The organism is Fructilactobacillus hinvesii, from assembly GCF_024029435.1.
In the GTDB taxonomy this organism is placed as follows: domain Bacteria; phylum Bacillota; class Bacilli; order Lactobacillales; family Lactobacillaceae; genus Fructilactobacillus; species Fructilactobacillus hinvesii.
Map to the genome: position 1 here is coordinate 590,436 of NZ_CP097118.1, position 13,044 is coordinate 603,479.

At 46.5% G+C, this 13,044-nt stretch carries 13 protein-coding genes and 1 riboswitch; of the genes, 9 read left to right on the plus strand and 4 right to left on the minus strand.

Annotated features, from left to right (window positions below; all coding sequences use genetic code 11):
* Positions 1-96 precede the first annotated feature (96 nt).
* Positions 97-894, plus strand: coding sequence for a threonine/serine exporter family protein (locus M3M39_RS02795; protein ID WP_252797711.1), 798 nt, complete (start codon positions 97-99; stop codon positions 892-894).
* 10 nt (positions 895-904) lie between these two features.
* Positions 905-1,366, plus strand: coding sequence for a threonine/serine exporter family protein (locus M3M39_RS02800; protein WP_252797712.1), 462 nt, complete (start codon positions 905-907; stop codon positions 1,364-1,366).
* 29 nt (positions 1,367-1,395) lie between these two features.
* Here M3M39_RS02800 and M3M39_RS02805 read toward each other — a convergent pair whose 3' ends face one another.
* Complete coding sequence (locus M3M39_RS02805) at positions 1,396-1,779, minus strand: DUF1634 domain-containing protein (RefSeq protein WP_252797713.1); 384 nt, start codon at positions 1,777-1,779, stop codon at positions 1,396-1,398.
* Positions 1,779-2,624 (minus strand): sulfite exporter TauE/SafE family protein, encoded by an 846-nt coding sequence (locus tag M3M39_RS02810; RefSeq protein ID WP_252797714.1) that lies wholly within the window; start codon positions 2,622-2,624, stop codon positions 1,779-1,781. The genes M3M39_RS02805 and M3M39_RS02810 overlap by 1 nt, the downstream gene beginning before the upstream one ends.
* Before the next feature lie 142 nt (positions 2,625-2,766).
* Here M3M39_RS02810 and M3M39_RS02815 point away from each other — a divergent pair, with 142 nt between their 5' ends.
* The gene (locus tag M3M39_RS02815) at positions 2,767-3,432 is read left to right on the plus strand and encodes a phosphatase PAP2 family protein (RefSeq protein WP_252797715.1); all 666 of its coding nucleotides are present in this window, start codon (positions 2,767-2,769) and stop codon (positions 3,430-3,432) included.
* Positions 3,433-3,466: 34 nt separating this feature from the next.
* Here the strand turns inward: M3M39_RS02815 and M3M39_RS02820 are convergent, their stop codons facing one another.
* A complete protein-coding gene (locus tag M3M39_RS02820) occupies positions 3,467-4,342 on the minus strand; it encodes a LysR family transcriptional regulator (RefSeq protein ID WP_252797716.1) in 876 nt (291 codons plus the stop codon).
* A gap of 125 nt (positions 4,343-4,467) precedes the next feature.
* Between M3M39_RS02820 and M3M39_RS02825 the strand changes: the two genes are divergently transcribed.
* Together M3M39_RS02825 and M3M39_RS02830 are read left to right on the plus strand one after the other, a co-directional pair.
* Complete coding sequence (locus M3M39_RS02825; protein ID WP_252797717.1) at positions 4,468-5,886, plus strand: APC family permease; 1,419 nt, start codon at positions 4,468-4,470, stop codon at positions 5,884-5,886.
* 159 nt (positions 5,887-6,045) lie between these two features.
* Entirely contained in the window at positions 6,046-7,197 is a 1,152-nt protein-coding gene (locus M3M39_RS02830; protein ID WP_252797718.1) for an MFS transporter, read from the plus strand.
* Between the two features lie 40 nt (positions 7,198-7,237).
* Here the strand turns inward: M3M39_RS02830 and M3M39_RS02835 are convergent, their stop codons facing one another.
* Positions 7,238-7,795, minus strand: coding sequence for a cysteine hydrolase family protein (locus M3M39_RS02835; protein WP_252797719.1), 558 nt, complete (start codon positions 7,793-7,795; stop codon positions 7,238-7,240).
* 119 nt (positions 7,796-7,914) lie between these two features.
* A riboswitch (Lysine riboswitch) is annotated at positions 7,915-8,084 on the plus strand.
* A gap of 95 nt (positions 8,085-8,179) precedes the next feature.
* On the opposite strand from M3M39_RS02835, the gene M3M39_RS02840 reads away from it, so the two are divergent.
* The 4 genes from M3M39_RS02840 (at position 8,180) to M3M39_RS02855 (ending at position 13,038) form a co-directional block, all read left to right on the plus strand.
* Positions 8,180-9,649, plus strand: coding sequence for an amino acid permease (locus tag M3M39_RS02840; protein WP_252797720.1), 1,470 nt, complete (start codon positions 8,180-8,182; stop codon positions 9,647-9,649).
* 51 nt (positions 9,650-9,700) lie between these two features.
* Positions 9,701-10,339, plus strand: coding sequence for a deoxynucleoside kinase (locus tag M3M39_RS02845; RefSeq protein ID WP_252797721.1), 639 nt, complete (start codon positions 9,701-9,703; stop codon positions 10,337-10,339).
* Positions 10,340-10,610: 271 nt separating this feature from the next.
* On the plus strand, positions 10,611-11,900 hold the full coding sequence (serS, locus tag M3M39_RS02850) for a serine--tRNA ligase (protein WP_252797722.1): 1,290 nt from the start codon (positions 10,611-10,613) through the stop codon (positions 11,898-11,900).
* Positions 11,901-12,099: 199 nt separating this feature from the next.
* Positions 12,100-13,038 carry a phosphate/phosphite/phosphonate ABC transporter substrate-binding protein gene (locus tag M3M39_RS02855; protein WP_252797723.1) on the plus strand — a complete coding sequence of 313 codons (939 nt, stop codon included), beginning with the start codon at positions 12,100-12,102 and terminating at the stop codon, positions 13,036-13,038.
* The last annotated feature ends 6 nt before the right edge of the window (positions 13,039-13,044 follow it).

Below are 13,044 nucleotides of genomic sequence, written 5' to 3' on the forward strand. Positions count from 1 at the left end.
ATAACGGTCTCTTAGAAATCCGTAAAATCATTTTAAGAGTTAGTTTTAAAATGCGAAAAAATATAGTAGAGTAGGCAAGGAAGTAGTGGAGTAAAAATGAAGGTGGTGGCAACGGTGCGTAAGCAGGAGCAACCCTCCAAGAATTCGCCCGCTTACAGTAACAAGGTCGTCCAAACGTGTTTGCTGGCGGGCAAAATTTTAATTGAAAATGGTTCGGAATTAAACCGAGTTTCTGACACAATCAAACGAATTGCTGATAATGCGGGGCTAAAGGATTTAAATGCCTACGTTACCATCACGGGATTGATGATTTCGGCTAATGATGAAGCTGGAGCTCAAATTAAAGAAATTGAAAAGCGAGACTTTGATCTACGCCGCATTGCAGCCGTCAACAAGCTGTCTCGTCGGTTTGCGGAAAAAAGACTGACCATTAACCAGTTTTACCGGCTTTTATTAAAGGTAGAACATATCGGCTTATACTATCCGTTCTGGCTATTGATGGTTTCCGCGGCGGTGCTCTCGGGAGCCATTACCATCGTTTTTAACAATGACATTCCCGATTTTTTTATTACTAGTTTGGTTGGAATGTTGGGCTGGCTGATTTTTCGCGAGGTTAGTAAGCGGGTGCACGCTAGTTTCATCAGTGAATTTGTAGCTGCGATGGCGATTGGCGCCATGGGGATTTATTCCGTCAAACTGGGACTCGGTCAAAGTGTTGATAATATTATCATTGGGTCAGTGATGCCACTGGTTCCGGGGGTTCCGATTACAAATGCCGTCCGGGATTTAATCTCTGGAAATCTGATTAGTGGTCCCGCCCGTGGGATTGAAGCCCTGATTTGTGCTTGTGCCCTGGGGTTTGGAGTTTCGTTAGCGTTAGTTTGGCTAGGGTAGGTGAACAAAATTGATACATTTTTTGATTGTAATTGGGGGCGTTTACATTGCCACAATTGGGTTTGCCCTCCTCATTAACGTTTCGCCCCGAGCACTTAATCTAGGTGGAATTGTTGCGGTTGCCGGATACCTGGTTTATTTGGCTTACCAAAGTCTGGGTGGCGGATACGTTGGCGGGAATGTGTTTGGCGCCTTTACCATCGGGATCTGCGGAATGATGGCCGCGCGGTATAAAAAAATGCCGGTGATTGTTTTTAACACACCAGCATTAGTGCCCCTAGTTCCGGGGGGCCAGGCTTATCAAGTCATGAAGTACATTGCGATGAATCAGCCGCACATGGCCTTTTACTACCTGATTCAGGTTGTGATGATTGCTGGTTCAATTGCAATGGGTTTCTTGCTTTCCGAACTTTTTATTCAGTTGTTTTACTATACGCGACGGCAAATTATCAGAAAGCTGGACCAGATGTAAGTGGTTCAGCTTTTTTGCGTGTCACTTTTTTATAAATGAAATTCGATTCCCAGCCAAAAACTGGTCAAAAGGATAACGAGCACGAGGCTAGTAATGACAACGTACAGAGAATCATGTTCCCGGTAAAACGAGTAAATCGAAACGACGACCCGTAAAACGGGCGTCAAAATCAGGGCAAAAATGCCGGCCATCATAATGGCGTAGGGCTTACCATTTAAAATTCCGAATAAAATTTCATGGAAGTTTTTGACGTGGTAATTAGTGGCGACACCGAGGCTCCCGTTAATTAGGTATAGCAGTAACCCGAGGATCATGATGATGGCAGCGACGACCACCCCCCACCGTAAGATCTTACCGATGGTTTGTTCGACGGATCGCATTTCACTGGCCGCTGGTTGCTTGGTTTGTTTCATTAGATGGTCACCCCAAATCCTTTCAGAATCATTTGTAAGCCCAGGTACAAGAGAATCGGAATGAAGATGATGCGCATCAAGCGGGTGGGCATCATCTGCATAATTCGGGAACCAACTGCTGCCCCCACGATAATGCCCAGTGCTAATGGCACCGCAATTTGGGGTAAAATGGAACCGTTGAAGAAGTAAATGGTAGCACTAGCAGCTGCCGTGACCCCCATCATGAGGTTACTGGTCGAACTGGATGGTTTTAACGGCATTTTCATGAAGGTATCCATGGCGATGACCTTAAAGGCTCCCGAACCAATTCCGAGTAATCCACTCGCGATTCCCGCACCAAACATAATCCCAAAACCGGTCGGAACGTTGGTAACTCCGTAGTCAATCTCCTTGTGCAGATTCTTGTCGTAGTAAGATCCGTTCAGCCGGAGGTCCTGTGCGATTTTATCATCGGTGTGGGTGATTTGGTCGCTATTCTTGCCCCAGAGCTTTCTGACCATGTTAGCACCGGAAAAGAAGAGCAACAGGCCAAAGAGAATGTAGAGAAAAATCGGATTTAAGACTCCGGTTAGTAGGGCACCCACGATTGCTCCCACCGAGGTGGCAATTTCTAAAAACATTGCCACCCGCAGGTTTAACACGTTGTCGCGGAGGTAGGCAATTGTTGCTCCTGAACTGGTAGCAATCACCGCAATGAGACTGGCTCCGATTGCGTATTTGATGTCTAGTCCCATTCCAAGGGTCAAGACGGGAGTAATGATCATTCCGCCCCCAATCCCGAGAATGGATCCCAGGATTCCAACGAAGACGCCGACCAGGAGCATCAGCATAATACTATTGAGCATGGTAGTTCTCCTTTAGCATAAATATAATTTATTGTAACGCAAATTCTCCAAAAGCGCAGAAACTGACTGGCTTAATTCGAGGAACTCTAAGGGAGTATGCTATACTAGCACTATTGAATTAATGCGGAGGTAGGAAAGTAAAATGATGATTAAAAGAGATCCAAGTCGTCCTTATAAGTTAGTGATTGCCGGCTTGTTAACTTTGATTTTAGCAATTGCCGTGAAGGGGAACTGGGGCTTCATTAACTTTTTAGACACAATTGGAACGGGAATTGTTCAACACTGGAATTCCAACACGATGACGAGTTTCTTCACCATCGTGAGCTTCATTGCTAGTCCGAAGCTGGACGTGATCTGGATGGTGTTGTTAGCCTTTATTCTGTGGGGGTGCCGGGCTAAGGTACCGGCGGTCTTTGCCCTCTGTTTGCTTTTTGGAGGAGATGCCCTCGGATTTATTGTAAAACACATCGTGGGACGGGCACGGCCAGCGCTTCATTTAGCCAAAGATACGGGATACAGTTTTCCGAGCGGGCACGTTTTAGGAACGTTGTTAGTCTTGAGCATCATTTGGATCATGCTGGTGCCCATGATTAATCAAAAGGCCGGGATGGTCATTGTGCGCACATTGCTCGTGGTGTGGTTAATCCTGGTAATGTTGTCACGAGTTTATTTGAACGCCCACTTTCCCACAGATGTAGTGGGAGCGGCCACGTTAGCATACTTCTGGTTGCAAATTGCCGAATACCTGTACGTCCGTTTTGCTCCCAGCATGGTACAGATGAAACTCTTTCACAATAGTACTTACTAAACAGCAAGCTTTCCAAGCAATTGGAAAGCTTTTTTTATGCCAAATAATCGCGTTGGGATACCACGTATTTAAGAAAATGTTGACTAGCAATCGAAAGTCCAGCTGGATTCTTACAGGCAATTTCGATTGCCTGAGCGACTTCCGGTTGGGTTTGAGCCGTTGCAATTTGAAAGTCAGAGTTGCCGACCATGAGCTCTGAGACTAAACTCACGCCTAACCCGGCTTCGACCATCGCCATGACGGTGTAGTCGTCTTGAATCTGATCCTTGATCTCTGGATTAACTCCGATTTTGGCAAAGGCCGCCCGAACGTCACTGTGGGTGCCTTCTGGAATCAGGATGATGTTATGAGACTGCTCCTTTAATTTGGCTAAGGAGACCACCGGATTTCCCGCCAACGGATGATCCTTGGGCATGACTGCGACTAACTTTTCTCGTTTGAGGGGCACCGTGGTTAGCCCCTGGGTCAAGGTGCGTTTTAAAAAGCCCAGGTCAACGCGGCCCCGTTTAATGTCAGCGAGAATCTCGTCGTAATCGCCTTGATAGAGGGTGAAATGGACGTGGGGATGGAGGGCTTCAAACCCCTTGATTAATCCGGGGAGCCAGTAGCGCGAAGTGCTGTTACTGGCCCCAATACGGACGGTTCCAGTTTCCAATCCGTTGATTTGATGCGCTAATGTTTGAGCATCTTCGTACTGACGCAAAAGGTGTTGAAATTCTGGATAAAGTTTTTGTCCCGCCGGCGTTAAGCGGACTCCTCGTCGGGACCGTTGGAGGAGTTGGACGTTAAACTCTGCTTCAAGACTCGCGACGGTTTGGCTAACGGAAGATTGGGTATAACCCAGTTCCTGAGCGGCTTTGGTAAAGCTTCCGGTTTCGATAATTTTTTGGAACACGGCGAAACGATTCATTGGATTAGTTCTCCTAATGTTTTGATTAAAAAGATTAATTTTACTTATCTAAGTCTAGCCGGTAAGATAAGAAACATCAATCACAAAGTGCATTCATTATACGTGCATTGAAAGGATGAACAACAATGTGGAAACGAATTTTTCGCCAGGAATCAGTTGCGCACTACCTCCAGGCGGATGCCCGCTTAAAGCGGACTTTGAACGCCTGGGACTTAGTGGCACTGGGAATTGGAGCGGTCATTGGAACCGGAATCTTTATCCTGCCGGGTCACGAAGCAGCGCAACACGCGGGACCGGCCGTAGCAATTGCTTTCTTACTAGCGGCCCTGTTATCCGGGGTGGTGGGCATGGCCTACGCCGAATTCTCGTCGGCGATGCCGATTGCCGGCTCGGCGTACTCATTTGGAACGGTGATCTATGGAGAAATTGTGGGGTGGCTAATTGGCTGGGCCCTAATTTTGGAATACTTCTTGGCGGTTTCCGCTGAAGCAACTGGATTTGCAGCCTACTTTAACAATAACCTATTGGCACCGTTAGGCGTGCACCTTCCGAAGGCTCTGCAAGCTGGGCCGATGGAAGGCGGGATCGTGAATCTGACGGCGGTTTTAATTATTTTGGTGATTGCGGTTATTATCGCGAAGGGCGCCGACTTATCTAAAAAGGTCGAAAACACGGCGGTAATCGTGAAGATTACAATCATCATTCTTTTCATTGGACTCGGGGTCTTCTACGTTAAATCAAGTAACTACGTGCCGTTTTACCCTCAGCAATTTCACGGGGCGCCCTTGGGGTTAGGGGGAATTTCAACGGCGGCTGCTACCGTCTTCTTTGCCTTCATCGGATTTGATGCCTTAGCCGCTAATTCAGCGGAAACCATCAACCCCAAACGCAACGTGGTGCGGGGCATTCTGGGGACCGTTTTAATCGCGGTAGTTCTCTACGTGGCTTTTTCCCTGGTACTAGTGGGAATGGTGCACTACACCCAATTGAATGTGGATGATCCCGCTGCCTACGCGCTCCACGTGGTGCATCTTGATGGTTGGAACAAGCTGATTACAATTGGGGCTTTGTTTGGAATCTTTACTGCGATGGTCACGATGTTCTTTGGTGGTTCCCGGTTGGTGTACGCCCTGGGGCGTGACGGGCTTTTGTCCCAAAAGATGGGTAAGGTGGACGAAAAGAGTCAAGTCCCCCGGAATGCAGTGGTGATTGCCTTGGTGGTGCAGGCCTTCTTTGCGGGAGTCGTTCCATTGGAACAACTAGCTTCTTTGATTAACGCGGGAACCCTACTGGCCTTTGCCTGCATCTCCTTTGGCGTTATTCCGCTACGTCACCGGAAGGATATTCCAAACGACGGGTTTAAGATGCCCTGGTATCCAGTGCTACCGGTCTTGGCCGGATTGTGTAGCATTTATTTCATCATAATGTTGCCAAATGCCACTAAAATTGCCGTGGGGCTCTGGCTGATTGTGGGAGTAATCGTTTACTTTGCCTATGGACTCTGGCACTCGAAGTTACAACAAGGATCCAAAGCAACTGAATAAGTAAAAATCCTCTTTCAATTGAGAAAGGGGATTTTTGTTTGCAGATCAGTTTAAAGAATCCAAGATAATGAGCAGTTGTGATCATTGCTTGCTTCAATTATAATTTAAAAATATATTTTAATTTAAACCAGCAAGCCTTAGAGGGCACTGGAGGCCGACGTGAAAAAGTTATTACTGTATAACGGTTTTTCTAACATTATGTTAGAAGTGATTGTGTGGATGATTTATTTAAAGGAGCAGGGCTGGTCTGTGACAGAAATTGCTTTGTTGGAGGGACTGTTTACGGTGGCTCAAGCAGGATTTGAATTTCCGGCTGGAATTATTTCTGACCGAATTGGGCACAAAGCAGCCTTGTTAAGTGGAGAAATTATTTGCGTGCTGTACTTGATTACGTACTTCTTTCCCACGGTGCACTGGCTCATTTACATTGGCTTTGTACTCTTTGCCTTAGGATTAGCTCTGATTTCTGGAACGGACGTTTCGTTAGTGTACGAAACGGCGGGAACTGAAACTGACCCCCAGTATTTAAAAGCGCTTGGTTACTTTAACTTTATGGGAATTCTTGCGATGGCTTTTGGGAATGCCGTTGGCGGTTGGATTGCGAGCTATTCTTGGCCGTTACTATTTTTGTTAGCAATTGGCACGCGCATTATCTCAGGATTATTGGTACTCGGGCTTGACGCTCAGCAAATTAGTGGGGAAACAACGGAAGTGGTTACCTTCAAGGGCATTATCACTAGGTTTCTGTCGTTTTTAAGGCATGAACGAAATTTTCGGTGGCTTGTGGTTGCGATGAGTTTTTCGGCGGCAGCCGTTACCTTGAGCTATCAGTATGGACCATTAATGTTACGAGAACTCCACTTTTCCACACAGTTGATTTCGCTCGTCTTTGGGGGATTGGCATTGGTGGCAGCAGGACTAGTGCTGTTAGTAGACCGCTTGACCCGTGTAATTGCTCCACATGTCTTGATTATGCTTTTACAAATGGTCAGTTTACTGTTTTTTGCCTCATTTTTGACCCACAACCGCATGATTGTCGTGTTGGGTTTGGTGGTGATTAACGTTGTTTTTGAAATGTGGCACCTTTTGTTTGAAAATCAAATTCAAGATCTGGCGTACGAACATACCCGGGCTTCGGCTTTTTCCCTAGCGACTTTTACCGAATCCGCAATTTTGACGGTGGGTTCAACGTTGGTAAGCTTATTAACGACCACAATGAATTTACTCAACGTAGTTAGCTATTTAGGGATGGGGCTTTTAGCAATTGCTTTACTAAGCATGGTCAGCGCTTGGCGTCATTCTTCTAACTAAAAAACTTTCCTGCTACTGAGCAGGAGAGCCGTTTAATTGATTAGTTTTCGATGCGGGCTCCCAATGCCGTTTGGAAGTGATTAAGCGCAAATGCCTGGTTTTCTTTAGAGAATCCGGCTGTCGCTTGGGGATGAATTACCAGTTGGTAACCCAAGTTATAGGCGCTCACAGCTGTGTGTAGAAGACAGATGTCAGTGGCAACGCCCGTGAGGTGCAGTTCGGTAATGCCACGGGCCCGCAGCTGGAGGTCTAGATCTGTGCCCGCAAAGGAACTGTAGCGGGTCTTATCCATTTCCCCGACGTTAGGATCATTACGGTGGGCATCGTACCACGGCTGCAAGTCTCCGTAAAATTCTCGACCCCAGGTGTCTTTTAAGTTGTGAGGTGGAAAGAGCTTGGTTTCAGGGTGGTAGGGATCATCTTTTTGGTGCAAATCGGTGGGTAAAATGACAACTTGATCGTGAGCAACAAAGTCATTAGCAAGGCTAATGATGGCTGGAGCAGCTGCTTGGGCGGGTTTGCCTAAAGTCAAGGCACCGTTGTCGGCAACAAAATCGTTGGTATAGTCAATAATCAAAAGGGCCTTTTTAGTGGTCATGAGGATTTCTTCCTTCCGTGGTTTTCTTCATTATAGCAAAGGAGACCGTTGGGGGTTTTGAAGATGATTTGCATTTCAGAGGGGAAACCCCTATACTGAGTAAGAATTAAATAACTTAGAATCTAAAAAGAGGAGCAATTTTCATCAGTACGACTGGGGAGGGCACCAACCCCAAGAAACAGTTGGAAAGGGAACGTTGCCGAAACTGAAAAGCTGGTACCTTTTTGGTTGGGGCTTGGTTGAAGAAATCAAGGACTGTCGCACTTGCATGCGGAGCGCTTTAACGGACGAATACGAATGGCAAGGTGAGGGACTCTTCTGGATTAAGAAGGGTCCCTTTTTAGGTTTTAATTAAACTGATCCATAACTACAGGAGGAAGAAAGATGGCAAAAGAAAAGGGAACTCAGCACGTGAAGCGGGGCTTAAAATCCCGCCATGTGTCGATGATTGCCCTCGGGGGCTGTATCGGAACCGGGTTATTTGTTGCAAGTGGAGGAGCAATTAGTAAAGCAGGACCAGGTGGAGCCCTAGTGGCTTACATTCTGATGGGGATTATGGTCTACTTCTTAATGACTAGTTTAGGGGAAATGGCTACTAATCTACCAGTTTCTGGCTCATTCTCGACCTATGCGGCGAAGTACGTTGATCCGGCCCTGGGCTTTGCGATGGGCTGGAACTACTGGTTTAACTGGGCGATTACCGTGGCGGTGGATGTTTCAACGGTCTCCTTGGTCATGGCATTTTGGTTTCCGCATTTTCCGGCGTGGATTTGGAGTGCGGCAGCGCTAATCCTGATTTTTATCATCAACGCGTTAGCGGTGTCCGCCTTTGGAGAAACCGAATTTTGGATGTCATTGATCAAAGTGATCACAATTATCATCTTCTTGATCGTGGGCTTTTTAACCATCTTTGGAATTATGGGTGGTCATGCCGTAGGACTGCATAACTTTACCTACAAAAATGCCCCGTTTGTCAATGGAATTCCTGGGATTATCAGCGTGTTCGTGGTCGCTGGTTTTTCGTTCCAGGGAACTGAACTAGTGGGGATTACCGCTGGGGAAGCAGATGATCCTAGAAAGAGTGTCCCTAAGGCGATTCACGAAGTTTTCTGGCGGATCATCTTGTTCTACTTCTTGGCAATCTTTGTGATTGCCGCCATTATTCCGTACACGAGTCCTGATTTATTGGGTTCATCTGCGAGCGACGTGTCTATCAGTCCGTTTACAATTGTGTTTGAACGGGCTGGGCTGGCAGCTGCCGCCAGCGTGATGAATGCCGTAATTTTAACGTCCGTGATTTCTTCTGCAAACTCCGGGATGTACGCTTCGACGCGGATGCTGTATTCAATGGCTGATGAAGGATATGCGCCGAAGCTTTTTGGGAAAGTTTCCAAACGTGGGATTCCCTTCTTAGCATTATTAGCAACAACGGCCGTGGCTCTTTTAACCTTCTTGACCAGTTTCATGGGACCACAAATCTACCTATGGCTGGTAGCTGCTTCTGGTTTGACTGGTTTCATTGCTTGGTTCGGGATTGCGCTCTCACACTTCCGCTTCCGACGCGCGTTCATTGCGCAGGGACACAAGTTAGATGAACTAAAGTACCATGCTACGTGGTTCCCATTTGGTCCAATTCTATGTTTGATTTTATGTATCGTGGTGATTTTTGGTCAGGATGTGGGCGCCTTTGTTCACGGGCAATGGTTCCAAATTGCCGTTACCTATATTAGTGTTCCGTTGGTCTTGATTCTGTACATTGCCTACAAGCTGATCAAACACACGCACTTGATTCCGTTGGATCAGGTTGATGTTTCTCCGGCTGATTTAAGCCAAGAAAACAAAGCGAATGATTAATGCTACAATAGGGAGTGCTTTTTAAATCAGTTTCAGTGGAGGATGGACCATATGATTGTTTTATCAGGACCAATTGGAGCGGGGAAAACGTCGTTAACCACGTTATTAGCGGAGCATTTCAACGCTCCCGCTTTTTACGAATCCTTGGATGATAACGAGATTTTACCGTTGTTTTACAAAGACCCGCAAAAGTATGCCTTTTTGCTACAGATTTACTTTTTAAACCGCCGACTCGCAGCAATCAAGGAGGCCAATGCCAACCGTTTGAGCGTGATGGACCGGTCTTTGTTTGAAGATTCCTTGTTGTTTCATTTGAATGCTGACCTGGGTCGTTCCACTAAGACGGAAGTTGATACGTATGACTCGTTGTTAGCTAACATGTTGGCTCCGGTTTCTTCCACTGATTATCAAAAGATTCCAGACTTGTTAATCTACCTCCATGTTTCCTTTGAAACGATGCTGGCACGGATTAAGAAGCGGGGCCGCAGTTATGAGCAGGTTGATCACGACGCCAGCCTATATGATTATTACCAAGAGTTAAATCGGCGCTACGACCAGTGGTTTAACCAGTACGATCTTTCTCCCAAGCTTAAAATTGACGGTGATCAGCTGGAATTTGTGGAAAATGAGCAGGCCCGGGCGCAAATTTTTCAACTGCTGGATCAAAAAATTGCCCAAATTTTGGGATAAGTATTGTATAATAAAGAAAATGAAAACGAAGGGTGTAGTTTTAGTAGAACGTCAGAGAGATGACGGGTGGTGCGAGTCATCGTTCGAATCTTCCGCTACGCTAACGAGGGCAGTTAATCCTGCACGGTGATTCCGTTACTAATCAAGTTGAGGGCCTGGCTCAGTGTAGTCAGGAACTTGGGTGGTACCGCGAACAAAGACCTTCGTCCCAATTGAGGGGCGGGGTCTTTTTATTTAACAATTGGTAGTTCAAATTTAGGAGGTCTTTTTCATGTTAGACATTAAGTTAATTCGGCAACGGCCAGACTGGATCAAGGAAAAGATGGCAACCCGGGGCGTGAGCCCAGAAACGATTGATCACCTGTTAGAGTTAGACCAACAACGCCGGGATTTAATCGTGCACACCGAACAATTAAAGGCAGAACGAAATGAAGTTTCTGACCAAATTTCGCAGTTAAAGCGCAATCAACAGGATGCAGAAGAACCCATCAAACGGATGCGAGCAGTGGGAGCGGAAATCAAACAGTTAGATCAGGACTTGGAAAAAGTAGCGGCCAAGCAACACGACGTGGCGGCTCATTTACCAAACATTCCGAACGATCAAGTGCCGGTGAGCCTCACCGAGGAAGGTTCTGTCGAACTGCGTAAGGTGGGCACTCCCCGTCAGTTTGACTTTATGCCCAAAGCCCACTGGGAAATTGGAGAAAACCTGGATATTTTAGACTTTCAACGCAGTGCCAAGGTGGCCGGTAGTCGGTTCGTTTACTACTTAGGGGCCGGTGCCATGTTGGAACGGGCCGTTTACAACTTCTACCTGGACGAAAACGACAAGGCTGGATACACGGAAGTATTACCACCGTACATGGTAAATTCTGATTCGATGTACGGAACGGGACAATTCCCAAAGTTCTTAGAAAACAAATCCGGCTTTGAAATTACCGACAGTGATTTAACGATGATTCCAACGGCGGAAGTACCGTTGGTCAACTTCTACCGTGATGAAGTGATTCCCACGGAAAAGCTCCCGGTGAAGTTTACCGCATTAACTCCGGCCTTTCGTTCGGAAGCAGGGAGCGCTGGTCGAGACACTAAGGGTTTGATTCGGTTACACCAATTTAACAAGGTGGAAATGGTCCAATTCACTAAACCAGAAGATTCTTGGGATGCTCTAGAAGCAATCACACACCAGGCCGAAAGTTCTCTGCAAAAACTGGGCTTACCATACCACGTGATTACGTTAACCTCGAGTGACATGAGCTTTACGGCGGCGATGACTCACGATTTGGAAGTATGGATGCCGGCCCAAAACTGCTACAGAGAAATTTCTAGTTGTTCCAACACGACTGATTTTCAGGCCCGGCGGGCTCACATCCAATACCGGGATGAAAACGGAAAGTTACAATACGTACACACGCTGAACGGGTCTGGATTAGCAGTTGGCCGGACGGTGGCTGCTATTTTGGAAAACTACCAAAACGAAGATGGTTCGGTGACAATTCCAGAAGCATTGCAACCATACATGCACGGCATGAAGAAAATTACCAAGCAACAATTATTTTAATTATAAATGAAAGAAAAGAGCGACGGTTGCGTCGCTCTTTTTTGATTGGCGAAAATTCGGCATTCTGTGGCAATTTGTGCTAAACAAAAGTAAGAAAGATCATCTAGCGAAACATAATACGAACATTTTTCCGGATTATGTTGCAATCGTTAACTAAAACGTGATAAACTGGAGTCACTATTAACTGAGGAGGAGCGCAATGAAGGTCAGTCGGGTACTAAAGTTCGGATTATTGGCGTTGGTATTACTGATGGTAGGGGGCGAATTGAGTGGTTGTAAGAAGCACACTACTGCCGAAAATTACCAACCCAAGAAGCTAGTGGTGGAATTTAATCCATCTTCAAACGCCGGCAAGATGGAAGCACGAGCCAAACCATTGGAAAAGATGTTGGAACAACAACTCCACATTCCCGTGAAAGTGGTGGTATCTACGAGTGGAAGCTCGATGGTGGAAGCCCTCGGATCCAAAACCGCAGACGTGGCATTTTTAGCCCCCACGGCGTACGTACTGGGACACTCTAACTATGGAGTAAAGGCCATCTTACAGGCCACCCGGTACAAGTACGGTCCTGATGCAACGGAAGACGTAACCGACGTTCCGACTAGTACGTATCTAGGGGAAATCGTGGTCCGGAAAAACGGAAAGGTGAAAAACCTGAACGATTTAAAGGGAAAAAAGATTGCGATTCAGGATACAACTTCGACCGCGGGTTACATTTTCCCAGCGGTGGAATTGGAAGAACACGGGATTAACATTCATAAGAATGGGATTAAAACCTTTACGGTCAAAGGGGCCGACCAAGGGGTCTTATCCGTTTATAACGGCAACGCCGATGCGGCCTTTGTTTTCCAAGGGGCTCGCAAGATTGCGGCCAAGGATGATCCAAACGTCATGAAGGACACTTCGGTGCTCTACAAAACGAAACCAATTCCAAACGATACGATTTCGGTGCGCAAGGACATGAGTCCAAAGTGGGACAAGAAAATTGCGAATGCTTTTCAAACGATTGCCAAATCGAAAAAGGGACACCAGATTATTTACGAAATTTATAGTCATCAAGGATACGTTCCGGTTAAGGACAGTGACTTTAACATTGTGCGGACGTACTTACGTAAAGTAGGACGCTTAGACGAGTAAGGGGAG